Annotated in this window: 27 protein-coding genes; 24 read left to right on the top strand and 3 right to left on the bottom strand. The window is 60.5% G+C overall.

Annotated features, from left to right (window positions below; all coding sequences use genetic code 11):
• Nucleotides 1-282 precede the first annotated feature (282 nt).
• From AC1DM5_RS25415 to AC1DM5_RS25445, 7 genes are read left to right on the top strand one after another with little or no spacing between them, the layout of a single operon-like run.
• Nucleotides 283-708: an acetyl-CoA carboxylase biotin carboxyl carrier protein gene (locus tag AC1DM5_RS25415; protein WP_477820012.1), complete on the top strand. Its 426-nt coding sequence runs from the start codon at nt 283-285 to the stop codon at nt 706-708.
• Nucleotides 705-2,093: an acetyl-CoA carboxylase biotin carboxylase subunit gene (locus AC1DM5_RS25420; protein ID WP_477820013.1), complete on the top strand. Its 1,389-nt coding sequence runs from the start codon at nt 705-707 to the stop codon at nt 2,091-2,093. Before AC1DM5_RS25415 ends, AC1DM5_RS25420 begins: the two co-directional genes overlap by 4 nt.
• Nucleotides 2,090-2,509, top strand: coding sequence for an acetyl-CoA carboxylase (locus AC1DM5_RS25425; RefSeq protein ID WP_477820014.1), 420 nt, complete (start codon nt 2,090-2,092; stop codon nt 2,507-2,509). Before AC1DM5_RS25420 ends, AC1DM5_RS25425 begins: the two co-directional genes overlap by 4 nt.
• Complete coding sequence (pxpB, locus tag AC1DM5_RS25430; RefSeq protein WP_477820015.1) at nt 2,506-3,213, top strand: 5-oxoprolinase subunit PxpB; 708 nt, start codon at nt 2,506-2,508, stop codon at nt 3,211-3,213. Before AC1DM5_RS25425 ends, pxpB begins: the two co-directional genes overlap by 4 nt.
• Nucleotides 3,210-4,205, top strand: coding sequence for a 5-oxoprolinase subunit C family protein (locus AC1DM5_RS25435; RefSeq protein ID WP_477820016.1), 996 nt, complete (start codon nt 3,210-3,212; stop codon nt 4,203-4,205). Before pxpB ends, AC1DM5_RS25435 begins: the two co-directional genes overlap by 4 nt.
• A gap of 30 nt (nt 4,206-4,235) precedes the next feature.
• Nucleotides 4,236-5,003: a 5-oxoprolinase subunit PxpA gene (locus tag AC1DM5_RS25440; protein WP_477820017.1), complete on the top strand. Its 768-nt coding sequence runs from the start codon at nt 4,236-4,238 to the stop codon at nt 5,001-5,003.
• Nucleotides 5,004-5,052: 49 nt separating this feature from the next.
• The gene (locus AC1DM5_RS25445; protein WP_477820018.1) at nt 5,053-6,258 is read left to right on the top strand and encodes a pyridoxal phosphate-dependent aminotransferase; all 1,206 of its coding nucleotides are present in this window, start codon (nt 5,053-5,055) and stop codon (nt 6,256-6,258) included.
• A 40-nt stretch (nt 6,259-6,298) separates the two neighbouring features.
• Here the strand turns inward: AC1DM5_RS25445 and nac are convergent, their stop codons facing one another.
• A complete protein-coding gene (gene nac / locus AC1DM5_RS25450; RefSeq protein ID WP_477820019.1) occupies nt 6,299-7,204 on the bottom strand; it encodes a nitrogen assimilation transcriptional regulator NAC in 906 nt (301 codons plus the stop codon).
• Between the two features lie 233 nt (nt 7,205-7,437).
• Here nac and AC1DM5_RS25455 point away from each other — a divergent pair, with 233 nt between their 5' ends.
• From AC1DM5_RS25455 to AC1DM5_RS25500, 10 genes are all read left to right on the top strand, one after another.
• A complete protein-coding gene (locus tag AC1DM5_RS25455) occupies nt 7,438-8,217 on the top strand; it encodes an SDR family oxidoreductase (RefSeq protein WP_477975945.1) in 780 nt (259 codons plus the stop codon).
• Nucleotides 8,214-8,921 carry an amino acid ABC transporter permease gene (locus AC1DM5_RS25460; RefSeq protein WP_477820021.1) on the top strand — a complete coding sequence of 236 codons (708 nt, stop codon included), beginning with the start codon at nt 8,214-8,216 and terminating at the stop codon, nt 8,919-8,921. Before AC1DM5_RS25455 ends, AC1DM5_RS25460 begins: the two co-directional genes overlap by 4 nt.
• On the top strand, nt 8,918-9,676 hold the full coding sequence (locus AC1DM5_RS25465; protein WP_477820022.1) for an amino acid ABC transporter permease: 759 nt from the start codon (nt 8,918-8,920) through the stop codon (nt 9,674-9,676). Before AC1DM5_RS25460 ends, AC1DM5_RS25465 begins: the two co-directional genes overlap by 4 nt.
• Nucleotides 9,673-10,440, top strand: a complete 768-nt coding sequence (locus tag AC1DM5_RS25470; RefSeq protein ID WP_477820023.1) for an amino acid ABC transporter ATP-binding protein — start codon at nt 9,673-9,675, stop codon at nt 10,438-10,440. Before AC1DM5_RS25465 ends, AC1DM5_RS25470 begins: the two co-directional genes overlap by 4 nt.
• Before the next feature lie 32 nt (nt 10,441-10,472).
• Entirely contained in the window at nt 10,473-11,306 is an 834-nt protein-coding gene (locus AC1DM5_RS25475; RefSeq protein WP_477820024.1) for an ABC transporter substrate-binding protein, read from the top strand.
• Nucleotides 11,307-11,399: 93 nt separating this feature from the next.
• On the top strand, nt 11,400-12,074 hold the full coding sequence (locus tag AC1DM5_RS25480; protein ID WP_477975947.1) for a 4-carboxy-4-hydroxy-2-oxoadipate aldolase/oxaloacetate decarboxylase: 675 nt from the start codon (nt 11,400-11,402) through the stop codon (nt 12,072-12,074).
• A 43-nt stretch (nt 12,075-12,117) separates the two neighbouring features.
• The gene (locus AC1DM5_RS25485; protein WP_477820026.1) at nt 12,118-12,885 is read left to right on the top strand and encodes an SDR family oxidoreductase; all 768 of its coding nucleotides are present in this window, start codon (nt 12,118-12,120) and stop codon (nt 12,883-12,885) included.
• Nucleotides 12,854-13,408: a gluconokinase gene (locus AC1DM5_RS25490; protein ID WP_477820027.1), complete on the top strand. Its 555-nt coding sequence runs from the start codon at nt 12,854-12,856 to the stop codon at nt 13,406-13,408. Before AC1DM5_RS25485 ends, AC1DM5_RS25490 begins: the two co-directional genes overlap by 32 nt.
• A gap of 20 nt (nt 13,409-13,428) precedes the next feature.
• Nucleotides 13,429-14,376 carry a 2-hydroxyacid dehydrogenase gene (locus AC1DM5_RS25495; protein WP_477820028.1) on the top strand — a complete coding sequence of 316 codons (948 nt, stop codon included), beginning with the start codon at nt 13,429-13,431 and terminating at the stop codon, nt 14,374-14,376.
• A gap of 11 nt (nt 14,377-14,387) precedes the next feature.
• Entirely contained in the window at nt 14,388-15,419 is a 1,032-nt protein-coding gene (locus AC1DM5_RS25500; protein WP_477820029.1) for an L-idonate 5-dehydrogenase, read from the top strand.
• A 52-nt stretch (nt 15,420-15,471) separates the two neighbouring features.
• Here AC1DM5_RS25500 and AC1DM5_RS25505 read toward each other — a convergent pair whose 3' ends face one another.
• On the bottom strand, nt 15,472-15,864 hold the full coding sequence (locus tag AC1DM5_RS25505; protein ID WP_477820107.1) for a hypothetical protein: 393 nt from the start codon (nt 15,862-15,864) through the stop codon (nt 15,472-15,474).
• Here AC1DM5_RS25505 and AC1DM5_RS25510 point away from each other — a divergent pair.
• From AC1DM5_RS25510 to AC1DM5_RS25530, 5 genes are all read left to right on the top strand, one after another.
• Nucleotides 15,770-16,777 carry a fatty acid desaturase gene (locus AC1DM5_RS25510; RefSeq protein ID WP_477820030.1) on the top strand — a complete coding sequence of 336 codons (1,008 nt, stop codon included), beginning with the start codon at nt 15,770-15,772 and terminating at the stop codon, nt 16,775-16,777. The two genes, AC1DM5_RS25505 and AC1DM5_RS25510, sit on opposite strands and share 95 nt — an antisense overlap.
• Nucleotides 16,778-16,972: 195 nt before the next feature.
• Nucleotides 16,973-17,359: a tautomerase family protein gene (locus tag AC1DM5_RS25515; protein WP_477820031.1), complete on the top strand. Its 387-nt coding sequence runs from the start codon at nt 16,973-16,975 to the stop codon at nt 17,357-17,359.
• Nucleotides 17,360-17,644: 285 nt separating this feature from the next.
• Nucleotides 17,645-18,208 carry an isochorismatase family protein gene (locus AC1DM5_RS25520; protein WP_477820032.1) on the top strand — a complete coding sequence of 188 codons (564 nt, stop codon included), beginning with the start codon at nt 17,645-17,647 and terminating at the stop codon, nt 18,206-18,208.
• Nucleotides 18,208-19,209, top strand: coding sequence for a GlxA family transcriptional regulator (locus AC1DM5_RS25525; RefSeq protein WP_477820033.1), 1,002 nt, complete (start codon nt 18,208-18,210; stop codon nt 19,207-19,209). The genes AC1DM5_RS25520 and AC1DM5_RS25525 overlap by 1 nt, the downstream gene beginning before the upstream one ends.
• 622 nt (nt 19,210-19,831) lie before the next feature.
• Nucleotides 19,832-20,164 (top strand): hypothetical protein, encoded by a 333-nt coding sequence (locus AC1DM5_RS25530; RefSeq protein WP_113184976.1) that lies wholly within the window; start codon nt 19,832-19,834, stop codon nt 20,162-20,164.
• A 125-nt stretch (nt 20,165-20,289) separates the two neighbouring features.
• Here the strand turns inward: AC1DM5_RS25530 and cysE are convergent, their stop codons facing one another.
• A complete protein-coding gene (gene cysE, locus AC1DM5_RS25535) occupies nt 20,290-21,138 on the bottom strand; it encodes a serine O-acetyltransferase (protein ID WP_477820034.1) in 849 nt (282 codons plus the stop codon).
• A 425-nt stretch (nt 21,139-21,563) separates the two neighbouring features.
• Here cysE and AC1DM5_RS25540 point away from each other — a divergent pair, with 425 nt between their 5' ends.
• Together AC1DM5_RS25540 and AC1DM5_RS25545 are read left to right on the top strand one after the other, a co-directional pair.
• On the top strand, nt 21,564-22,901 hold the full coding sequence (locus AC1DM5_RS25540; protein WP_477820035.1) for an FAD/NAD(P)-binding protein: 1,338 nt from the start codon (nt 21,564-21,566) through the stop codon (nt 22,899-22,901).
• 51 nt (nt 22,902-22,952) lie between these two features.
• Complete coding sequence (locus tag AC1DM5_RS25545; RefSeq protein ID WP_477820036.1) at nt 22,953-23,108, top strand: hypothetical protein; 156 nt, start codon at nt 22,953-22,955, stop codon at nt 23,106-23,108.
• Nucleotides 23,109-23,121: the final 13 nt, after the last annotated feature.

Genomic DNA, 23,121 nt, shown 5'->3' on the forward strand with positions numbered 1-23,121 from the left:
CTCCGATGCGCTTCTTTTGTGTGGAAGGTGCCTGCGAGATCGCAGAGCGTTCGGGATGCTCTCAAAGACCTCCGACTAGACATATCCCCCGCATCGAAAGGTCGGAGCCGAAGAGTATGGAACTCTCCGCGCACCGTGCTTCACTGGTGCCGGCCGGCGCAAATTGCCGGTCATCAAAACTTCGTCTGACCCCATCGTCACAAGCATCATGCTAGGGAATGGTCATGCAGTCGTCGCCGTCGGGCGCGGCTGGAAGTTGCATTCCAAAATACCGAGATGCTCATGGATCTGGAAAAGATAAAGACCTTGATCGACTTCGTTGGCCGGTCGAACGTCACCGAGCTGACGGTCACACAGAAGGACACGACAGTCCGGATCTTTCGCCTCAACGACCAGGTAGCCGCGCCCGCTCCGATCTTATCTGACCTTTCCAAGGACGAGGCTACGGCACCGGTTACGGCCGACACTGCCGCGGTGACAGTCAGGGCGCCCGTCTTCGGCATCCTCCACCGCGCTCCCTCTCCCGGCGAACCAGCGTTCGTGCGGTTGGGCGAGACGGTCGAGGAAGGTCAGACGCTGTTCATCATCGAGGCCATGAAGGTCTTCAACCGTATTACCTCTCCGCGCGCGGGACGCATCACACGTCTGTCCGAGATCGACGGCGGCGAGGTGGAGACCGGGGACCTCCTTGCGGAGATCACGGCATGAGGCAGTTTTCCGACAGTGCCGGGGCGCCCCTCCGGTTCGATACCGTGATGATCGCCAACCGCGGCGAGATCGCAACGAGGATCCAGCGTGCCTGCCACGCTCTTGGGATCAAGACCGTCATGATCTGCTCGGAGGCCGATAGGCAGGCGCCATACCGGCGCGACGCTGAACACTTCCTCTGCGTGGGACCTGCTCCGGCGGCAAAGAGTTATCTCAATCAGGATGCAATCCTGCTTGCCGCCCGGCTGACCGGTGCCGGCGCCATTCATCCCGGATACGGTTTCCTGTCGGAGAAGGCGGCTTTTGCGGAGGCGATCGAAAGAGCCGGCCTCGTCTTCATTGGACCGCCAGCCTCGGCCATCGCAACAATGGGTGACAAGATCGCCGCAAAGCGGGCGATGATCGCAGCCGGCGTTCCCTGCGTGCCCGGTCCGGACACGGCCCTTCCGGAAGACCGGGATGTGATCGAACGCACCGCCCGCAAGATCGGATATCCCGTCATCATAAAGGCCGCTGGCGGTGGTGGCGGTCGCGGCATGCGCGTCGTTACGGATGCGGGGCAGCTGCATGAGGCCGTCGCGCTGACCCGTGAGGAAGCGCGACAGGCCTTCGGCTCGGCCGAGCTCTACATGGAAAAGTTCCTTCAGCATCCTCGTCACATCGAGATCCAGGTCCTCTGCGACAACAACGGAAATGCCCTCTGGCTCGGCCATCGGGACTGCTCGATGCAGCGTCGCCACCAGAAAGTGGTCGAGGAGGCGCCAGCCCCGGGTCTCTCGCCGCGGATCATCGATCCCGTCGGGCTGGCCTGCGTGGAGGCCTGCCGTCAGATCGGCTATCGCGGCGTCGGGACTTTCGAGTTTCTCTTCGAGGACGGCAGGTTCTATTTCATTGAGATGAATACGCGCCTGCAGGTCGAACATCCTGTCACCGAAATGACGAGCGGTCTCGACATCGTCCAGGAGCAGATCAAGGTCGCCCAGGGCCGCCGCCTGGAGATTGATCAGGCCGAGGTCCGATGCGCTGGCCATTCGATCGAATGCCGCATCAATGCCGAGGATCCGGATAGCTTCCTGCCGTCGGCCGGGATGATCGGTCGTCTGACACTTCCCGAAGGTGAGGGCGTGCGGGTGGATACGCACATCCATGAAGGATACAGGGTTTCTCCCTATTACGACTCCCTCATCGCCAAGCTGATCGTGCATGCACCGAACCGACCGGCGGCGATCGCCAGGATGCGCGAGGCATTGGCTGCGACCGAGATCGGTGGAATTTCGACCAATCTTGCCTTCCTACGCGCGCTCTTTGATGACGAGGCCTTCGGCCGCGGCGAGACGGATATCCATTATCTCGAACAATGGCTCGCACGGCGGAGGTCGACATGAGCAAAATCGACCTTACTGACGCCGAAACGATTGCCACGCTCGCCGATGCGCTGACGAGGGCAGGGGTCGAGGGGCTGGAAATCACCACGCCCGAAGGCCATCTGCGGATCGTTATTGCCAAGGGAAAGGAAGTTGCGGTTTCCGGTTCGACCACTACCCCGCAGGCGTCCGCTTCCACTTTCCTCCTCAAGGCGCCTTTGGCTGGCCATTTTCGACCGTCGGAACCGGGCGGCGAGGCGAGCAACAGCGCGCCGCACCGGGTCGGCGAAGACGACATCCTCGGCTTCATCGCTGTCGGGCCGATCCTCCTTCCTCTGTCTGCCGGTCGCACAGCCATAGTGCGGCGACGCCTGGCCAATGCCGATGCCCTGGTGGGCTTTGGCGAACCCTTGTTCGAACTCGAGCAATTTACATGACGATACAGCCCAACAACCATGCCCCGCGAGATGAGACGCTGACGGCCGTTCGCGACGGTGCGCGGGTTTCCTTCATCGGGGCGAAATCCTTCCTGCTCGAGGCGCCAGGCGACTTTGATCTTCCCGCCCAGCGCCTCATCTGGGCGGCGTCGCGCCTGGTTTCGACATGGCATGACGTGGCGGAAGTCATTCCGGGCATGACCAATCTGTTGGCGATCCTGAAAGAGACGCCGGAGGATCCGACCCCTGTCGTCGAGCGGCTGCAGACCGCGTGGCAGGAGGCCCGCAGCATCGATCTGGCCGGCAAGACGATCGAAATCCCCGTTCAATACGGCGGAGAATTCGCTACCGATCTTCCTGCCCTTTGCAACCTGTCGGGGTTGAAAGACCGGGAGATCGTGCGGATCCACCATGAAGCGTCCTACCGGGTCTTTGCGCTCGGAAGCGCGCCGGGCTTCGGTTACCTGCACGGCCTCGACCCACGCATCTACATGCCGCGCAAGACCGTGCCGTCGCTTCGGATGGAAAAGGGCAGCGTCACGATCGGCGGCATGCAAACCGGCGTCGCCATGCTGACCGGGCCAAACGGCTGGAATTCGATCGGCTATGCCGATCTCAAGATGTTCGACCCGACGTCGTCGACACCCGCCTTGATGGCACCCGGTGACCGCGTGCGTTTCGTGCCGGAAAGGATCGAACTGTGATCGAGATCGTCCAGACAGGTCCCTTCAATACGATCCAGGATCTCGGCCGGCCCGGCTTTCGCGACATCGGCGTCTCGGCGAGCGGCGCCATGGATCCGCTCGCCGTCAGGATCGGCAACATTCTGCTTGGCAACCCCGAGAGTGCTGCCGCCATCGAAGTACAGACCTTTCCGTTCAAGCTTCGTTTTGCCGCCGACGCGGATTTTGTCGTCACCGGCGCGGAAGGCTGGCCACGCCTCACCGGACGTACATTGTTGCCATGGTGCACACATCGCGCAGCCAAGGGTGATGTCCTGGAAATCGAGCAGCCCCGTCGTCTGGCACGTGCCTACGTCATGGTGGCCGGTGGGTTCGATGTGCCTCTCCTCATGGGATCGCGCAGCACCACGCTGCGCGGCGGGTTCGGCGGCAATTGCGGCAGGCCGCTGACTGCCGGCGACACGCTCTCGATGGCGACCACCGACGAGGCGTTGCCGCTCCCGAAGGGCGGCACCTCTGTCATCGAACCGGAGGTCGCCTTGCGCGATCTCTTTCCCGAGGCCATCGATGGAGAGCTTTCGGTTCGTGCCATCGTCGCCGGCGAGCACGAGCTTTACGGCGCCGACGCCGGCCGGTTCTGGAGCCAGGCCTGGCGGATCTCTTCGCAGAGCGACCGGACGGGCTATCGGCTGTCCGGCGAACCGATTAAGCCCGGTGTGCCTGTCGAAATGCGCTCGCACGGCGTGGTTCCCGGCGTGGTTCAGGTTCCACCGGGCGGTGAGCCCATCATTCAGATGAGCGATGCAAACACGGCAGGCGGATACCCGAAGATTGCGGGTGTGATCGAAAGCGACCTGTGGCGGCTCGGTCAGGCGCGTATCGGCAGCAGGGTAAGGTTCGTTCGCGCGACCCATGCCGAGGCAAGGGCAATCGAGCAGGCCGTCACCCGCTATGTCGATGATGTCAGACGCACAGCAGCGATGGTCAAGCGGGCGCTCGGCGTGATCGGCTGACGGCGCGAGCGTGTTGAAATGGAGGACGCGATGAAGATCGATCTGAATTCCGACATGGGCGAAGGATTTGGGCCCTATCGGCTTTGTGACGACGAAGCGATGATGAGGATCGTCTCGTCGGCCAATATCGCCTGCGGTTTCCATGGCGGAGATCCGGAGACGATGGGGCGCATGGTCCGTCTTGCAAAGGAAAACGGCGTCGGCATCGGCGCCCATCCGGGCCTGCCCGATCGCGCCGGCTTCGGCCGCCGCGAGATGTCACTCCAGCCGGACGAGCTGCGCCAGCAACTACTCTATCAGCTCGGCGCGCTTTCGGCGATCGCCAGCGCGCAAGGCATGAGTGTTGCTCACTTCAGCTTCCATGCCGCGATGGGCAACATGGTCAACCGGGACCCGCTGCTGGCCGACCTGATGATGGACGCGATCGCAAAGGTGGACGACAGGTTGGTGATTTTCGTCACGCCCGGCAGCGAGATCGAGAAAGCGGCCAAGCGGGCCAGGCTGAGAACGCTGGCGCTCTTCCTTGCCGACCGCGCCTATGATGCGGCTGGAAATCTCGTCGCCCGCGGCCTTACTGGGGCGCTCGTCAAGGACGAGGCGTCGGTGCGCGCACGCGTACGCCGTTTTCTTCTCGAGGGCACCGTCGAGGCGATCGACGGCAGCATCATCGCGATGCCGGCGCGGTCCATCCTGGTACATAGCGACACCCCCGGCTCGCTCGAACTCGCAAGCCTGATCCGCAACGAAATCGAAGCCGTCGGCGCAGTGTTGGCACCCGCATCCGAACTTGCCTCGTGACGTCGCCCGCTGATCGTCGAATCCATCCCAAGAGCGAAAGATCTGTTCCATGTCATCCATAGCCGACCGTCTGAAGAACGTTTCCGTATCCGCATCAGCCGCAATGACCCAGCGTGCCCGTGAATTATCCGCCAAGGGGATCAAGGTCGTCAGCCTGTCTTCGGGAGAGCCGGATTTTCCAACACCTGCCCATGCCATCGAAGCGGCCCATGCTGCAGCAATTGCCGGCGATACGAAATATCCGCCGATGGACGGTACCGCGGCGCTGAAGGCGGCAATCGCCGGAAAGTTCAAGCGCGACAACAACCTCGACTATGACGCCAGCCAGATCGTCGTCTCGGGCGGTGGCAAGCAGGTAATCTTCAATGCGATGCTTGCGACCTGCAATCCCGGCGACGAGGTTGTCATCCCGACGCCGTCATGGGTGAGCTACGCCGACATCGTCAAGTTTGCGGGCGGCGTGCCGGTGGCCGTACCTTGTTTCGAACAGGCCGGATTCAAGCTGCGTGCGGAAGACCTCGAGGCCGCGATCACGCCACGCACGAAATGGCTGATCCTGAATTTTCCCAACAATCCGACGGGGGCTGCCTGCTCACGCGCCGACATGGCGGCGATCGCAGAGGTGATGCTGCGCCATCCGCATGTCTGGATCCTGACCGACGATATCTACGAGCATCTGGTCTATGACGACTTCGCGTTCTGCACCATCGCTGAGGTGGAACCCAGACTTTACGACCGGGTGCTGACGATGAATGGCGTTTCGAAGGCCTATGCGATGACCGGCTGGCGACTGGGCTTCTGCGCCAGCGGCTCCAAGGCGCTGATCGGGGCCATCAGCAACGTCAACGGCCAGAATGGCGGCGGTATTTCGACGGTCGCCCAGGCCGCTGCGATCGCTGCGCTCAACGGCCCTCAGGGACTGTTGAAGGAGAGGGCGGCGATCTATCGGGAAAGGCGTGACTACGTCGTCGACGCCCTGTCGAAGATCGACGGTCTGCGCTGCCACAAGCCGGAAGGCGCCTTCTACGTCTATCCGAACATGGCCTCGCTGATCGGCAAGACCACCAGGGGGGGGCGCAAGATCGAGGGTGACGTCGATTTCGTCACGGGGCTCGTCGACGAGCACCACGTCGCAACGGTCCAGGGCGCGGCCTACGGCATGAGCCCGTATTTCCGCATCTCCTATGCGACGAGCATGGAGATGCTGCGCGAAGGATGTGCGCGTATTGCTGAGTTCTGCGCCAACATGCGCTGATGGTTCAGATGCGCTCGAAGGCCCGTCTCTGGCGGGCTTTTCAGACCTTCAGGCGTTCGGTTAGTTCGACGAGAATGCCTCGAACGGCAAGGGCGGGTTCCGACAGGGCATTCTGATCGGACGTGCAGAGCGACAGGGTTTCCTCGATGCGGGGAGAAACGAGCCGGCGGACGAGCGGCTCGCTTGCTTCCGCGACGATACGGTCGGCGATCGCTTTCGGCATGATCGTCGCCCCAAGCCCGCTTGCAACCGCACGCGCCAGCGTTCTGACGACCTCGACTTCAGCGACAACTTTCAGGTTGATCCGGCTACGGGTAAATGCCGTGTCTACGGCTCTGCGCACGAAGTTGTAGGCCGGCGGCAAGAGCAGCGGGATGCCGTCAAGCGCACCGATCGGGACTGGCTTGGCATCCGCTTCTATGGCGAAGTCCTGGGGCGCGACGAGGTAGAATTCCTCACTCAGGATCGGGTCGAAACGGACGCCCTTGATCGGACCGACACCATGGATCAGCGCCATTTCCAGCCGGCCGTTCATGATCAACTGGCTATAGGTCTGGCCGACGCTTTCAGTCAGATGCAGGAGAATGCCGGGATGGCGCTTCCTGGTTTCGGACAAGAGATCGACCGACAACATCGCCGCGCTGCTGAAGGGGACGAGGCCGACCGAGACGCGCCCCGCAAGCGAATTGCCGGCGGCGGCCGCATCGGCCTGGGCCTGTTCCATCTGCCTGAGGATGATCTGGGCATGTCGATACACGGCGTGTCCGGCATCCGTCATGCTGACGCCCTGCTGGCTGCGGATCAGCAGTTTCTGGCCGAAATGGTCCTCCAGCGCCGCAAGCTGCTGGCTGAGCGCCGGCTGGGCGAGATGCAGGATGTCGGCTGCACGCGTGATGCTGCCGCTGTCGACGATGACGATGAAGGACTTGAGGCGTTTTATATCCATTTGCGACAGTGCGTTACAGGCTTTGCGATGCATGTTTACAGAGCTGCCGCGCTTTTGCAACGCGCCCGCCCGCCGGCGTCGTCAGGCCAGAACGACCGCGCGGAGCCCTGTGCGAGAAGGGGTTCGACGCCTGAGCCGCATCCATAAGAGTTGCTTATTACTCCAGACATAATCGGTCTTAGGCAAGGGTTCAAAGCTCCGCTAAGGTCCAAGCCAACAACAAGGGAACGCAGATGCCATTCGCAGATTACAAGACAGCATTGGTGACCGGCGCCTCTTCCGGTATCGGCGCAGCGATCGTGGAGCGGTTCGCCCGCGAAAACATCGAGGTGCACGCGATCGCCCGCAGTGGCGACGCCTTGGCAGCACTTGCTGCCCGCACGGGCTGCATCGCCCACGCCATCGACGTGACCGATCGCCAGGCGATCGCCGAACTTGCCGGCCGCGTTGAGTTCGACATTCTCGTCAACAATGCCGGCGTCGACCGGCCGAAGAAATTCCTCGAAGCCGACGAAGGCGACATCGATCTTCTCGTCGACGTCAACTTGCGTGCCGTCCTGCATCTGTGCCGTCTGATTGTTCCGGGTATGGTCGCGCGCGATCGCGGTCACGTCATCAACATCTCCTCGATTGCCGGCAACTATAATTTTGGGGGCAACTCGACCTATCACGCCGTCAAGGCGGGTGTCGCCATGTTGTCGAACCAATTGCGCATCGACGCCTTCGGCAAACGGGTACGCGTCACCGAAATTTGCCCCGGCCGCGTAGCGACGGATATCTTCAACCACGTTCACGGCAATGATCCGAGCGTGCGCGAACGGTTCATCGACGGGTTCGAACTGCCGCAGGCAAGCGACATCGCCGATGCGATCGCCTTTGCCATCGCGGCTCCGGTTGCCGTCAATATCGGCCATATGGAAATCACCCCCACCCTGCAGGTCATGGGCGGCCTGCAGACCGCAAAGCCGCAGTCGCCGGCCGCCGACGATCGCAGCGAAGGGGCAAGACCGTGAGCGGATTCGATCTCTCTGCGATCCTGTCCAATCCGGAATACCTCTCCATGCTCGCGCATGGCATCGTCATGACGTTCGTCATCTATGCCGGTTCATGGCTGCTCGCCATGACGCTCGCCATCCTATTGCTCTGCCTGCGCATCTCGCCCATCCGGTTCGCCGATCCGGTCGTAAAGGCCTATGTCTCCTACCATCGCAATGTCCCGACCCTCGTGCAGCTCATGCTCTGGTACTTCGGGATCTACACGCTGATGCCGGATGCCGTGACGGGCTGGCTTGCGGAGCATAACGCCGAAGCAATCTTTGCGGTCATCGGGCTCGGGCTTTGCCAGGCCGCCTATTTTAGCGAGGACCTTCGCTCCGGTCTTCGTGCCGTCAGTCCTGGGCAGATGGAGGCAGCCAAGGCGCTTGGCCACGGCTACGTCTCGGCGATGCGCTTCGTCATCATGCCGCAGGGCATCCGCAACGCGCTGCCGCCGCTGATCAATCATTCCGTTTCGCTCTTCAAGAATAGCAGTCTCGCCATCGTCGTCGGGGCCGCGGAATTGACCCATGCGGTCAAGGAGATCGACAATGTCAGCTTCCGCACCTTCGAGATCTACCTGATCGGCACAGTGATCTATCTGTTCTTCTCGCTCATCATCATGAGCACGGGCGCGGCGATCTCGATGCGCGCCGACCCGGCTTGGAAGGTGCGCCGATGATCCAGGACATCGTCGCCATCATCAAGGACTACTGGCTCCTGCTTCTGATCGGCCAGTATCCGAACGGCCCGCTCGGCGGCCTTGCCAATACGCTTCTTCTGTCGGCGCTGGCGATCGCGCTCGCCTTTCCCGTCAGCATCCTGCTGGCGCTTGCCCGCCTGTCGAAGTTTTCCGCCCTCAGATGGCCGGTGACGGGTCTCGTCTACGTCACGCGCGGCGTGCCGCTCCTGATGCTGATCCTGTGGTTCTATTTTCTCGTACCGCTCTGGACGGGCGCCGACGTGCCGAGCTTCTGGATCATGCTCGTGACGCTCGTCATCTACGAGGGGGCGTTTCTCAGCGAAGTGGTCCGGGCCGGCATCGTCTCGCTCGGTCAGGGGCAGATGGATGCCGCGCGCGCCCTCGGGCACAGCTACATGGGTGCGATGCGATATGTGATCCTGCCGCAGGCGCTCTACAACATGATCCCGAGCATGATCTCGACCTTCGTCTCGACGATCAAGGATACGACGCTCGGCTACGTCATCAATGTCCCGGATCTGACCTTTGCGGCAAGCCAGGTCAACAACCAGCTGCTCACCCAGCCCTTCCAGGTCTTCCTTGTGCTTGCCCTCGTCTACTACGTGCTCTGCTGGAGCCTGACCTATGTTGCCAATACCGTCGAGCGGCGCATCACGCGTCGCCGTGCCGGACCCGTCAACGTGCGTCTCCCGGCCGAGAGCGTGGCCCTCAAGACACTTACGGAGCAACTATGACCGCGCCTCAACCAAAGCCGCAGGACGGGCAGGCCATTCGCCTGACGGGGGTTTGCAAGAGCTACGGCGACCATCCGGTGCTCAAGAACATCGACGCCGAGGTAAAGCGCGGCGAAGTCGTGGTCATCTGCGGGCCGTCCGGCTCGGGCAAGTCGACCTTGATCCGTACCGTCAACCGGCTCGAGGAAATCAGCAGCGGCTCGATCGAATTCGAGGGCCAGAACATTCACGCCAGGATGCGGGCAGGCGAACTCAACCGCTTGCGCAGCCAGATCGGCTTCGTCTTCCAGAGCTTCAATCTCTTCCCGCATCTGTCCGTCGTCGAAAACGTGTCGATGTCGCCGATCAGGGTCAAGGGTCTGGCGGCGAACGTGGCTCATGACAAGGCCATCAAGCTGCTTGACCGCGTCGGTCTGGCCGACAAGGCGAATTCCTATCCGGGCCAACTGTCCGGCGGACAGCAGCAGCGTGTGGCGATCGCCCGGGCGCTGGCGATGGAGCCGCCGGTCATGCTCTTCGACGAGCCGACGAGCGCGCTCGATCCGGAGATGGTCGGCGAAGTTCTGACCGTCATGAAGGGTCTGGCGGCAGAAGGCATGACGATGCTCTGTGTGACGCACGAAATGAACTTCGCCCGCGATGTCGCCGATCGGATCTGGTTCATCGACGCCGGCGAGATCCTGGAAAAGGCAACGCCGGACGAATTCTTTAAAAATCCCCGTCATCCGCGCGCCCAGCGCTTCTTGTCGGACCTGCGGCATTGACGGGGCACGACTTCATAACAAGGAGAACAGCAATGAACTGGAAATGCATGACCGCAAGCCTGGTCCTCGTCGGCGCCGCCGCGCTGCCGGCGAAGGCCGATCAGCTCGATACGATCCTATCTAACAAGACGCTGCGTTGCGCGACCTATGCCGACGTGCCGCCCTTTTCCTCGCCGGATGTCAAGACGCGCGAGATGGTCGGCTTCGACGTCGACCTCTGCAAGGCGATCGCCAAGGGGCTCGGCGTGACGGCCGAAATCAAGCCGATCTCGGTCGAAGCCCGCATTCCGGAGGTCAAGCTCGGCCGTGTCGACATCACCGTCGCCAATCTCGCCTATACGCTCAGCCGTGCCGAGCAGATCCAGTACAGCGATCCCTATTATGTCGCCAAGGAAATGCTGATCGTGCCGGCCGACGATGCGGGCAAGACGAAGGCCGACTATGCGGGCCAGCGGCTTGCCTCGACCAAGGGTTCGACCTCTGAGATGTCGATCAAGCTCAACAAGTCCGATCCGTTGACATTCCAGGATACCGGCTCGGCCTATCTCGCGGTCCAGCAGGGCAAGGCGCGCGGCATGGTCGCCAATACCATGACCACCACCAAGCTCGTCAACGAGTCCCAGACCCGCGGCAAGAAGATGCGCATGATCGACGAACCGATGCTCTACCAGCCGATCGGCATCGGCATGCAGAAGGATCAGCCGGCGCTTACAGCCAAGGTCAACGAGATCCTGCACAAGCTCGACGACAGCGGCGAGATCAACAAGATCTGGGACACCTGGCTTGGCCCGAACACCGAATACAAGATGACCCGTACCGACAAGGTCGTACCGCTCTCGCAGCTGAAGTTCGACCCGATCCCCTAAGCCGGCATCTGCCGCAAACAATCTGAGACATCATCCATCAATGCCGGCGGCGGGTCTGCCCGCCGCTCCCAAAACCGTTGCCCGAGGTTTCCTATGATCCACATCAAAGACATCGCCGAACGGCCGAGCAAGGCCGACATCGAGGCGCTTTCCAAGTTCTCGCCCGCAACAATCCATGAGGCGCAGGGCCGACGCGGGGCGCTCTCCTCCCGATTGAAGCCGGTCGACTATCGCATGAAACTGTGCGGGCCGGCTTTCACCGTCAAATGCGCGCCGCGTGACAACATCATGCTGCAGCTCGCCATCAATTACGCCAGGCCCGGTGACATCATCGTGGTCTCGGCCGGCGAATACGAAGAGGCCGGCTCATTCGGCGACGTGTTGGCGAATGCCTGCCTTGCAAAGGGCATCGGCGGTCTCGTGACCGACACGGGAGTGCGCGACACGCTTCAATTGCGCGACCTCGGCTTTCCGGTCTTTTCGCTCAGCGTCTGCATCAAGGGCACTGTCAAGGAGACGATCGCGGCCGTCAATGACACCATCATCGTCGGCGGCGAGATCATCAATCCCGGCGACATCGTCGTTGGCGATGCTGACGGGCTGGTTGTCGTGCGGCGGGCCGAAGCCCAGGAGGCGGCAAGGCTGTCGAAGCTGCGCGAAGATGCCGAAGCCGGCTTCATCGAGGCCTACAAGCAGGGCAAGTCGGTCATCGAGGTCAGCAAGCTGGAGCCGGTCCTGAAGGCGAAGGGTCTGGTCGTCGATATCTGACGCACCGGTCCAGCATTCCCGCATAGGCGGTTGGAGACAGTCAATGAGCTTTCCGTTATTCGACCTTTCCGGGCGGCGAGCGCTCGTCACCGGCTCGTCGCAAGGCATCGGTCTTGCGCTCGCCAGGGGCCTTGCCGATCACGGCGCTGACATCGTCCTCAACGGTCGGGACCGGACAAAACTTGACGCTGCCGTCCGCGGCGTAAGAGAGGCTGGCGTCACCGTGTCGGCTTGCGACTTCGACGTGACCGATGCCGAGGCGGTACGTCTTGGCGTCGACCGCATCGAGGACGAAATCGGGCCGATAGACATCCTCATCAACAATGCCGGCATGCAGTTCCGCACGCCGCTCGAGGACTTTCCCGTCGAGAAGTGGGACCAACTTCTGCGCACCAATATTTCCAGCGTGTTTCATGTCGGTCAGGCAGTCGCTCGTCACATGATAAAGCGCAAAAGCGGCAAGATCATCAACATCGCCTCCGTTCAGAGCGAGCTCGCCCGTCCCGGGATCGCGCCCTACACGGCGACGAAGGGCGCTGTGAAGAATTTGACGCGCGGCATGTGCGCCGACTGGGCGAGATATGGTCTCCAGATCAACGCCGTAGCGCCCGGCTATTTCAAGACGCCGCTCAATCAGGCGCTTGTCGACAGTGAGGAGTTCTCGTCCTGGCTTGAAAAGCGCACGCCCGCCGCCCGTTGGGGCAATGTCGAGGAATTGGTCGGCGCGGCCGTCTTTCTTGCCGGCAAGGCTTCCTCCTTTGTGAATGGACACACGCTTTATGTCGACGGCGGCATCACCACTTGCCTTTAACACCAGCCCGCATCTCGGCCCCATCGTGGTGATAGGCGTATCGGGATGCGGCAAGACGTCGGTGGGAAAGCTTCTGGCGTCCCATCTCGGCTACCGCTTCGTCGAAGGCGATAGCCGTCATCCGGCGAGCAATATCGAGAAAATGACGGCGGGTGTGGCTCTCGAAGACGAGGATCGCTGGCCATGGCTGCAGACCCTCGGCGACGAACTTGCCGTGGTCGAAGAGACCGTGATCTCCTGTTCGGCGCTGAAGCGGTCCTATCGAACCTTCCTGCGGGCGAGGGCGGGCCGACCTCTTTCGTTCATCTTCCTGCAGGGCGATCGCTTAACGCTAGCCGCACGGCTGAGTGGTCGCAAGGGTCACTACATGCCGCTCGCACTCCTCGACAGCCAGCTAGCCACCCTGGAGTTGCCTCTCGGCGAGCGCGACGTCGTAACGATCGAAATCGACCAGCCGCTTGCACGGATGGTCTCGGTTGCGTTGGCAAGCGTCGCATCGCTCGCCAACCGCCGGCACGAATAATCAAGATAGTGGAGGAAACCATGACAAAACCTGAAATCCTTCTGGTCGGACCCTATCCGGAATGGGATCTGGTCGAACTCGAGCGGGATTATACGGTCCACAAATTCTACGAGGCCGAAGACAAGGAGAAGTTCCTTGCCGACCACGGTGCCGGTATCCGCGCGGTGGCAACACGCGGCGAACTCGGTGCGTCGGCCGCGATGATCGAAAAGCTACCCGGGCTTGAAATCGTCTCGGTCTACGGGGTTGGCTATGATGCCGTCGACCTTGGTGCATGCCGGACAAGGGGCGTGCGCGTCACCAATACGCCCGACGTCCTGACCAATGATGTAGCCGATCTCGGCATTGCGATGATGCTTGTCCAGTCTCGGGGCATGATTGGCGCCGAGACCTGGGTCAGGGACGGCAGCTGGGAAAACCGTGGGCTCTATCCGCTGAAGAGACGAGTCTGGGGTCGCAGCGCTGGTGTTCTCGGGCTCGGCCGGATCGGATTCGAGGTCGCCAAGCGTCTTCGCGGGTTTGACATGGACATTGCCTATTCGGACGTGAGCGAGAAGCCTTATGCCGCGGGCATGACCTTTGTCGCCGATCCTGTCGCACTTGCGGCGCGTTCCGACTTCCTGTTCGTGACGCTCGCCGCATCGCAGGCGACCCGCCACATCGTCTCGAAGGATGTCATCGAAGCGCTCGGTCCAGACGGTATGCTCATCAATATCTCGCGTGCCTCCAATATCGATGAAGACGCTTTGCTCGATGCACTTGAAAGTGGTGCACTTGGATCGGCGGCGCTCGATGTTTTCGAAGGCGAGCCGAAGCTCGATGCGCGTTTCCTGGGGCTCGACAACGTACTCCTCCAGCCCCATCACGCCTCCGGGACGATCGAAACCCGCAAGGCGATGGGCAGGTTGGTGCGAGACAATCTCGCCGCCCACTTCGCCGGCGCCACACCTCCAACCCCCGTCATTTGAGGACCACATCGATGAGAGCTCTTGTCATTCACGCTGCCAAGGATCTTCGCATAGAGGAGCGGCCTGTCGTGGCGCCGGGGCGCAGTCAGGTCGAAGTGGCGATCGAGGCAGGAGGGATATGCGGCTCCGATCTGCATTACTACAATCACGGCGGCTTCGGGACGGTGCGCCTTCGCGAGCCGATGATCCTCGGGCATGAGGTTGCCGGGGTCGTCAAGGCACTTGGCGAGGGTGTCTCGGATCTCGTAGTGGGGGATCGTGTCGCCGTCTCGCCAAGCCGGCCATGCAGTGCCTGTGACTATTGCCTGAAGGGCCAGCAGAACCATTGCCTTAACATGCGCTTTTACGGCAGCGCCATGCCGATGCCGCACATCCAGGGCGCATTTCGCGAGCGCTTGATTGCAGAGGCGTGGCAGTGCCACAAGATCGCCGAAAGCGTGTCGATCGGCGAAGCCGCCATGGCCGAGCCTTTTGCGGTGACGCTGCACGCCGTCAACCGCGCAGGCTCGCTGACCGGCAAACGTGTGCTCGTGACGGGCTGCGGTCCGATCGGTGCGCTCGCCATCATTGCCGCAAGGGCGCACGGCGCGCGCGAGATCGTCGCAACAGATGTTATGGACGCGGTCCTGAACAAGGCTCTGGAAGTGGGGGCCGATCGCGTCATCAACGTCGCGGAAAGCCCTGAGAAGCTGTCGGCATACGCTGAAAAAAAGGGCTACTTTGACGTCCAATTCGAAGCGTCTGGAAACGAACGCGCAGTCCGTGCGGGGCTTGAAGTTCTCCGACCCCGCTCGACCCTCGTCCAGCTCGGCCTTGGCGGAGATGTTTCGATCCCGCAGAACGTGGTGGTCGCCAAGGAAATCGAGATGAAGGGAACATTCCGCTTTCACGAGGAATTCGCTCTTGCCATCGACCTCGTCAACCAAGGTCGCGTCGATCTCAGGCCCCTGTTGACTGAGACCTATCCATTGGACGATGCCATCCGCGCCTTTGAGGTGGCCGGCGACCGAAATCGGTCGATGAAGGTCCAAATCGCCTTCTGAGAGGAAGCGCGCGGTCAGTCGTGTTGATGGCGCTTCGCGATCGATGATGCCTTCACACACTGGCGCGCTTGTACCCGGCACGACCCGCCTGGCTGGCCGAGCGCGCTTCCATTCGAGCGACAATTCCGCTTGCCACGCATCCCATTTGCCGAATCAAATTTCCAATTGTCAGCGGGCTACGGCGGCTGCTGGAATAGTCTATATTTTTAATAGATAAATATTTTGCGATTTTACGCTGGGGCGCACGAGTTTTCCTTTTTCGAAACGCTGTCGGCAAACTTGTGTGGCGCAAGCGCGCTTTGATCGCCTCATAGTGATGTTTCAAGATATTGCTTTTTTGGATCTCGTGAATGCCGCTCCGTACGGGTGTCGAAAATCTTCCCTCCCAGTCCGTCGTTTCCATTGCACGCATTGAATGGCAGACCGTTGCCTTGGCGCTCGTCATCTATGGCGGCTTTCTCGCACTGACCTGGTTTTGGCAGAAATTGCCGCTCGCTGTCGTCACCGCGCTCGGAAGCTGGTTGATTGCCTGGCACGGATCGCTGCAACACGAGGTGATACACGAGCACCCGACGCGAAATCGGCGAATCAACGATGCGATCGGTTGGCCGCCCCTATCACTCTGGTTGCCCTATGCTATCTATCGCGAGGCCCATCTGGTCCATCACCGCGACGAACATCTGACTGATCCGATTGAGGATCCGGAATCCTCATACTTTACCCAGCTGGCTTGGAACCGCATGGGCCGCTTCGGCCGCGGCTTGGCTGTCTGGAATACAACGCTATTGGGACGGTTGACCCTTGGCCCCCTCGTCATGATCCTAAACTTTGCGGGGGAAGAGTTCGTCAGGGTCACCGGCGGAGACAGGCATCGTGCGATACTGTGGGCATGGCACTTCATCGGCATGGCGGTCGTTCTTTATTGGATTGGCGCAATTTGCCAAATGCCGATTTGGCTTTATCTGCTGGGATTCGTCTATGGCGGCGCGTCCCTCAGCAGGCTCCGCTCCTACGCCGAACACCGCTTTGCCGATCATCACCACGAACGCACGGCCATCGTTGAAAACAGCCCGCTGTTCGGTCTGCTGTTCCTCTACAACAACCTGCATGTTCTCCATCATCAGAGACCCAGCATACCATGGTACCGGATTCCGCGTCTCTACCGCCGGCACCGGAACCTGCTTGTCTCGATCAATGGTGGTCTCGTCTATAATGGCTATATCGACGTCGCCCGTCGCTTCTTTCTGACATCACATGATGATCCACGCCATCCACGTCACGCTTTTTCAGAACCGCTTGCTCGGTCGCACGATGAAGGCGTTGTCACGACGGGCGAGACACAACTGACCGGGGCATAACGGAACGCAGCGCTTGCCAGGAACGACTGAGCGCAGACGGGTCCAGATCGCCAATCGATGAACCAGCGTCGCGGCTATCATCAATCGAACCTTGGAGCGGGGCGAACGCTGCCCGGCGATGAATTGTAAAAAGAACGCCATGCCGATCATCCCGAACTCTTAAGATCTACATCACGTGCTGGACTGGAGATTTTGATGCCTTCGACTCGGATCGAGACACGGCGTGGATGGATAGGAGAGCGCAAGCTCGAACTTATCGAAGCCGTGCAACGTGCCTTATTGGACGCTTTGAAACTGCCAAGTGACGACCGGTGTGTGCGTCTCTTTGAGTACGATGACGGCGCCATCATCACCCCGCCCGGGAAAGGTTCCTCCTATATGGTGGTGGAGGTAACCCTCTTTTCCGGCCGTACGGACGACGCCAAGCGGCGGCTCTACGCTGGCTTGGCGAGGGAGCTCTCATCCCTCGGTATCCCTGCCTCCGATGTCAATACCATCCTCGTCGAAGTGCCTGCCTCAAACTGGGGGCTTCATGGGAAAGCGGCGAGCGACATTGACCTCGGTTACAAGATCGATGTTTAGGCCGCCGGCCGATGCGGAGCTGCTTTGCGAATCCAACGGACAGGACAGAATGATCGGCGGCATCCGTTTCTTCCAACGGACGCTTCCGCATCGGATGCCGGTCATGTCGGGACGCCCGGTGATGTGATTGCGCAGCAAATCTGTGTGAGTGCCTTCGACAAATGGGGCCCTCCGGTGTTCGGTCTTCGGGTTGGCGCGATCTGTCCGCTATCTGTCCGCAATCGGCATTTCGCAGTATGGTGTTGTCGGTAGACTGTCTTCACGCTCATCCTTGGAGATAATCACATGTCTGCAGATACCGCACTCCTCGTCATCGATGCCCAGGAATCCTTCCGTCATCGACCCTATTTTCGCGAAGATGAGATCGGGACTTACATCGCGTCTCAGCAGGCGCTGGTCGATGGCGCGAAAAGGGCCGGTCTTCCGGTCGTCCAGATATTTCACGTCGAGGAGGCCGGCGTTTTCTCTGAAGGCTCGGGTTTCGTCCGTCCGCTGACGCCGCTTCAGATCGAGGCGGATGCGGTGTTTCGCAAGCGCCGCCACAGCGCGCTCGTTGGCAGCGGCCTGGACGTCTGGCTGACTGAAAACCACATCCGGCGCATTATCATCTCCGGCATTCGCACAGAGCAGTGCTGCGAGACGACGACCAGGCACGCCTCCGACCTCGGTTATGAGGTCGACTATGTCGGCGAGGCGACACTGACCTTTCCAATGACCGATACATCCGGCCGCGAATGGAGTGCCGCCGAGATCAGGGCGCGCACGGAATTGGTCCTTGCCGATCGTTTTGCCCGTATCGTTACCGTGGAGCAGGTGCTCAACGGGCTTTCAGCACGAGCGGCCGCATAATGGTGGAAGGCCCCCGGCGCATCATCCCGGTTTTTGTGGTCGTGCCGCCGCGGGCGCTCCTGCTCGATATCGCAGGTCCGATGGAAGTCTTGCGCAGAGCCAATCTCGAACAGGAATCGATAGCGTTCTTGCCGACCTACATCGGACCTGCCGCTGAGGTGCGAAGTTCGACCGGTCTCGACCTGGCCAGGATTTCCCCGCTTCCGGCACGCCTGCCCGATGACGCACTTCTCGTTGTTTCCGGTGCGGTGGATGAACCGCTCGCTGGAGCGGTTGAGACTGCTCCGGGAGACGCGGCTCTCGAAGCGGAAATCGTTGAATGGCTGAGGGGGATCGTTCGTCCTGGCATCCGGCTTGCGACGATCTGTTCCGGTGCCTTGCTTGCGGCGCGCGCGGGGCTGCTCGAGGGGCATGAATGCACCACCCACCATTCCATGCTGCAGGACCTCGTCCGACTTGCTCCGACCGCTCGCGTCCGCGAGAACCGGCTCTATGTCGAGGACGGCGAGCGCTTGACCAGTGCAGGCGTCACTGCTGGGATCGATCTCATGCTAGCCGTTGTTGCAAAAGAGGTCGGCCACGCCGTGTCGCTTGCCGTGGCACGCACTCTGGTCATCTACCTGCGAAGGGCCGGCGGTGATCCCCAGTTGTCGCCGTGGCTGGAAGGGCGAAACCACCTCCATCCGGCGATCCACAGAGCTCAAGATGCCGTCGGTGCCGATCCGTCGCAGAACTGGTCCGTCGAGGCGCTTGCCAAGATCGCCGCGACGAGCCCGCGCAATCTGTCACGGCTTTTCAACGAGCACACCGGCATGAGCGTTACTGACTATGTAAACCGCATGCGAATTGCGCTCGCACGAGAACTCATCATCGGTTCAAGACTCGATATGGAAAACGTCGCCGAACGCATCGGCTTTTCGTCGGCTCGCCAGTTTCGGCGGGCCTGGAGACGAGTTCACGACACACCACCGGGCCACGTCCGAGCACCCGCCAGGGGTTGAAAAGCTAGATCAAATCCTCCGATCCAAAGACAGAATTCGAAATTGTGCTGAGAAACGCGTCGCCGTCTGTTTCAGGGGCAGGCGGTGCGGGTTGCAATTTATAGACAACAAACTCCAGCCGATGGCGTTTTCTGGAAAAGTCGCGCTCTGAAAAGAGCGCGCAAACAACGGCTGTGTGGCAACGGGATCTGTGCCTGATGGACAAAAAAAGAGGCCGCGGGCGTAAAGCCGGGCCTCGAGGTGTGAAGGTCAAGAACCTCCAGAGGGGGAACAGCCGACGTAGCGGGTCGGGAGGAATGAACCGCCGAGGATCGTCGACTGTTGAGATGATGACCGAAGGTCGTTGCTGATGCGAAGTATAAGGCACTCAAATCGAGGCGCTCCTTGACAAATTCTACCGCCGGCGGTCTCAAAAAGACCCGCAATCAGCCGATGGATGTTGAAAGACGATGTCGGCAAGAGCCTGCCGCTGCGCATCGAGAACGTCATCACGCTTTCGATGCGAGGCTCGAGAGAGGCGTCCGACTAGGCCCGAACAGCCGATCCGCAGGTGGAATCCAATGCTGGCGATCCTCGGCCGACAGCTGTATGCAGCTTGCGGAAAGACGAACGAAGGTCACTTATGAGAATAGAATTTCTGCTTTGGCTCGCCGGCGCAATGGCAACATTCCTCGGCGCGGCGACCGCTTCACGCACCTATATCGCGACCAACAGCATTCTTGTGCTGGTCCTGTCGCTCGCGCTTTATTGTGTGGGTAATCTGATCATGGTGCGGCTGATGAGAGAGGGTGGAATGGGGCTCGCCATATCGGTTTCCGCCGTTGCTCAGCTGCTGCTCATCAACGTGATTGCATATTTTGTTTTTGACGAGCGGCTCGCTCCCTCACAGATGGTAGGTGCGGGTCTGGGCTTGGTCGCAATGATGCTATTGTTATTCCCGATTGGGCAAAGATAGCAGAGCCTGAAGCGGCGAGTACGGTTCCTCGAAAGATGCGAAACCAGAACGCAACGAGGGGCAATATCCGCTCCAGAGTCCCTTCGAGATAGGGTCCGGGACAGCAGCGTCTGCGAAAGCCTGCATCAGATGATGTATTCCGGCTCTGCCATCGCTTGATCCATCGTGATGCCGGGAAGGCTTGAATGGCGTTTTCCGGTCGGTGTCGCCGGAATGCCGACGACGGAGGTGTAGGGCGCAACGGAACTGACGACCACGCTGCCGGCCCCAACTTTGGCGCCCACGCCGATCTCTACGTTCCCGAGGATTTTTGCTCCGGCTCCGATAAGCGCCCCACGCCTTACTTTCGGATGGCGATCACCGCTTTCCTTTCCGGTTCCGCCCAAGGTCACGTTTTGAAGGATCGATACGTCGTCTTCGACAACCGCTGTCTCGCCGATAACGAGGCCGCTTCCATGATCGAGCATGATGCTCTTTCCCATTTTCGCAGCGGGATGAATATCGACCCCAAAGACTTCGGAAATGCGGCTTTGCACGTGCCGAGCCATATGGATGCGGTCATGATGCCAAAGCCAATGCGCGACACGCTGTCCCTGCAAAGCCACGAATCCCTTGAAATATAGGAATGGCGTCAGGATTTCCGCATTTGAGGGGTCACGTTCCTTGATCGCCGCCAAATCCGCAGCAGCATGATCGACGATATCCGGGTTGCCGATCAGCGCCTGGGCGATCACGGACAACAGCTCATCCTGATCAAGGTCGTGGTTGGCAAGTTTGAAGGCGATGCGCTGCGCGAGCGCCTGAGCAAAACTCGCATGATAAAGAACTGCGGAATTCATTGTACGGGCCAGGGACGGATCCTTCGAGGCTGCATCCATCGCCTCACCGCAAAGCGCGTCCCACAATCTGGAAACGTCTGACGACGGGGGCGGTTCTTTTGACAGATCACTCAAGCTGCGGTTCAAATCTGCCATGCCAACCTCCTCAAACCGCGAGCACTCGTCTCCATTGTAGGGAGCGATGCTAGGCCGGTTGCTGCCGCGGGGGGAGGTTGCAAAGGTTCGCGACGACGACGAAAGCTCGTTTATTTTCCTATATATTCGATAGAAAAAGAGAAAATTCTGCCTTCGACGCAGGTCAAAGGTCGCATTTCGCGGCAGCCCCGTTTGAGAAATTACCCAGCGAATTAAACGGTTTGCGTCCTGTGGCGAGGGGTTGGGCGAGGATGACTTGCCGAATACATCTTGCTATCCGGCGACCATTGTCTATCATCTTTGTAGAGATTAACGCGGCAAGAACAGTCCCGGCTATGTTTTTGTAAACCGAGCTGATCCGACGCAGAAGGAGCCAACGCATGACTCTTCTCTCGCCCCACTCTTTTGCCCCTCAGGGGAAAGACGTGGACCGCCTTGCAAGAATTGCGATCGTCGGCCGGGGCTTTACCGGCATCATGACCGCAATCGCTCTGTTCAAAGGCATCGATCGTCCTTTTCACCTGATAATGTTCGATCCTCGACCCAAGATCGATGTCGGAGAGGGCGTAAACCATGCTGTGGCAACGGTACTGAACAGTCGTGTTCGTGACTTGTCCGTCGATCCCAGGCGCAGGGACGACTTCCAGAGCTGGCTGGAAGCAGACGGGGATTGGCATGGTGGCCTTCCCGCCAATTCTGCAGGGCTCGAGCACTCATTCGTTCCGGAACGGGTGTTTGGCAACTACGTCTACAAGCGTTTCGCTGAGGCGTTGATGGCACGGCCAGACGTGGTTGTTCAATTCCTTCCGGAGATCGTTACCGCAGTCGATCGCCATCCGCAGATGGGCTTTTCTGTTTTTTTCGGCAATGACCAGAGGAAGCATTTCGACGTCGTCTTCTTGGCGACGGGCTATGGTTTGCGCGACAGTCTGGAGAAGCCCACGATACCCGTCGAAGCCCAAAGCGGTGTCGTGATCGGAGGCGGTGTCAAAGCCGTGGGGCAGGCCCTTGCGCTTCTGAAAGACGGCAAGGTCCCTCATATCAATCTCATTTCCGAATCCGGCTTTCTGCCGCAATCACATGCCCAGGCGGCAGTCGGATCCGCGGCTGCGGGCGAACCCATCCCGCGAACGCTGCGTGGTGCGTTCCGCTATCTGCGCGATGCGGCAACGCGGGCGGACGCTGAGGGTTCTGGATGGCAGGGCATCATGAACGGGTTTCGGCTACAGGCACGCGAGCTTTGGGAGGAGTTGAGGCCGGATGAACGCGCAAGGTTCAAACGCCATGTGAAAGCAGTGTATGACAGCCATCGCCACCGGTTGCCGCCAGACGATTACAGGCACCTGCATCAGGCTATCGAAAGTGGCGCCATCACATTGAGGAAGGGCAAGGTTGAACGCATTGCCAGCAATGGCGTGTTGCTGTCGGTCTCGCAAGGCCTCGAAGTACTTCACGCCGATTTCACGGTGGACTGCCGGTTTCGTCCGTCCAGCAATGATAGTTCCCTTATAAGATCCGTTGTTGCCTGCGGTCTGGCAAAGCGCGATGCACTCGAACTTGGTCTCGTCGCCGATGAATGCGGGCGCACTATTGCTGCGCACCGTTCAGTTCGGGGTCTTTTTGCGATGGGCCTCCTGGGTCTTGGCAGTGTTGCCGATATCGATCTGGTGCCGCAGATCGTCTCACAGAGCCATGCCGCCGCTGCGTCGCTGAATGAATGGATTGGCAACGTCACGCACGCGGTGCAGGCGACATCCGTGTGATGGGGAACTGGAGTATGCGTATCTGAGGTTCGCTCCCGTTGGATGGCCTAGGTGCTCTCCTTCACGACGAACGGTACGAACAACGGCTGGCTTGCCGGCTTCAACCGGCTCGGCACGCACGACAATTCGCTGCCGTACGGCAGGATCGCCACGGCTAGCCTCTTCCTGTTTCCTGATCAACGTGACGATGATCTAGCCCTGCCATGACGAGGCTGCTGTG

This window comes from Rhizobium sp. 01T437 (assembly GCF_056398505.1).

Excerpts from the sequence above, each read along its gene's own strand:
- AC1DM5_RS25415 (WP_477820012.1), top strand. The coding sequence starts at position 283 with ATGGATCTGGAAAAGATAAAGACCTTGATCGACTTCGTTGGCCGGTCG.
- AC1DM5_RS25420 (WP_477820013.1), top strand. The coding sequence starts at position 705 with ATGAGGCAGTTTTCCGACAGTGCCGGGGCGCCCCTCCGGTTCGATACC.
- AC1DM5_RS25425 (WP_477820014.1), top strand. The coding sequence starts at position 2,090 with ATGAGCAAAATCGACCTTACTGACGCCGAAACGATTGCCACGCTCGCC.
- pxpB (WP_477820015.1), top strand. The coding sequence starts at position 2,506 with ATGACGATACAGCCCAACAACCATGCCCCGCGAGATGAGACGCTGACG.
- AC1DM5_RS25440 (WP_477820017.1), top strand. The coding sequence starts at position 4,236 with ATGAAGATCGATCTGAATTCCGACATGGGCGAAGGATTTGGGCCCTAT.
- AC1DM5_RS25445 (WP_477820018.1), top strand. The coding sequence starts at position 5,053 with ATGTCATCCATAGCCGACCGTCTGAAGAACGTTTCCGTATCCGCATCA.
- nac (WP_477820019.1), bottom strand. The coding sequence starts at position 7,204 with ATGGATATAAAACGCCTCAAGTCCTTCATCGTCATCGTCGACAGCGGC.
- AC1DM5_RS25455 (WP_477975945.1), top strand. The coding sequence starts at position 7,438 with ATGCCATTCGCAGATTACAAGACAGCATTGGTGACCGGCGCCTCTTCC.
- AC1DM5_RS25465 (WP_477820022.1), top strand. The coding sequence starts at position 8,918 with ATGATCCAGGACATCGTCGCCATCATCAAGGACTACTGGCTCCTGCTT.
- AC1DM5_RS25470 (WP_477820023.1), top strand. The coding sequence starts at position 9,673 with ATGACCGCGCCTCAACCAAAGCCGCAGGACGGGCAGGCCATTCGCCTG.
- AC1DM5_RS25475 (WP_477820024.1), top strand. The coding sequence starts at position 10,473 with ATGAACTGGAAATGCATGACCGCAAGCCTGGTCCTCGTCGGCGCCGCC.
- AC1DM5_RS25480 (WP_477975947.1), top strand. The coding sequence starts at position 11,400 with ATGATCCACATCAAAGACATCGCCGAACGGCCGAGCAAGGCCGACATC.
- AC1DM5_RS25485 (WP_477820026.1), top strand. The coding sequence starts at position 12,118 with ATGAGCTTTCCGTTATTCGACCTTTCCGGGCGGCGAGCGCTCGTCACC.
- AC1DM5_RS25490 (WP_477820027.1), top strand. The coding sequence starts at position 12,854 with ATGTCGACGGCGGCATCACCACTTGCCTTTAACACCAGCCCGCATCTC.
- AC1DM5_RS25495 (WP_477820028.1), top strand. The coding sequence starts at position 13,429 with ATGACAAAACCTGAAATCCTTCTGGTCGGACCCTATCCGGAATGGGAT.
- AC1DM5_RS25500 (WP_477820029.1), top strand. The coding sequence starts at position 14,388 with ATGAGAGCTCTTGTCATTCACGCTGCCAAGGATCTTCGCATAGAGGAG.
- AC1DM5_RS25510 (WP_477820030.1), top strand. The coding sequence starts at position 15,770 with ATGCCGCTCCGTACGGGTGTCGAAAATCTTCCCTCCCAGTCCGTCGTT.
- AC1DM5_RS25505 (WP_477820107.1), bottom strand. The coding sequence starts at position 15,864 with ATGACGAGCGCCAAGGCAACGGTCTGCCATTCAATGCGTGCAATGGAA.
- AC1DM5_RS25515 (WP_477820031.1), top strand. The coding sequence starts at position 16,973 with ATGCCTTCGACTCGGATCGAGACACGGCGTGGATGGATAGGAGAGCGC.
- AC1DM5_RS25520 (WP_477820032.1), top strand. The coding sequence starts at position 17,645 with ATGTCTGCAGATACCGCACTCCTCGTCATCGATGCCCAGGAATCCTTC.
- AC1DM5_RS25525 (WP_477820033.1), top strand. The coding sequence starts at position 18,208 with ATGGTGGAAGGCCCCCGGCGCATCATCCCGGTTTTTGTGGTCGTGCCG.
- AC1DM5_RS25530 (WP_113184976.1), top strand. The coding sequence starts at position 19,832 with ATGAGAATAGAATTTCTGCTTTGGCTCGCCGGCGCAATGGCAACATTC.
- cysE (WP_477820034.1), bottom strand. The coding sequence starts at position 21,138 with ATGGCAGATTTGAACCGCAGCTTGAGTGATCTGTCAAAAGAACCGCCC.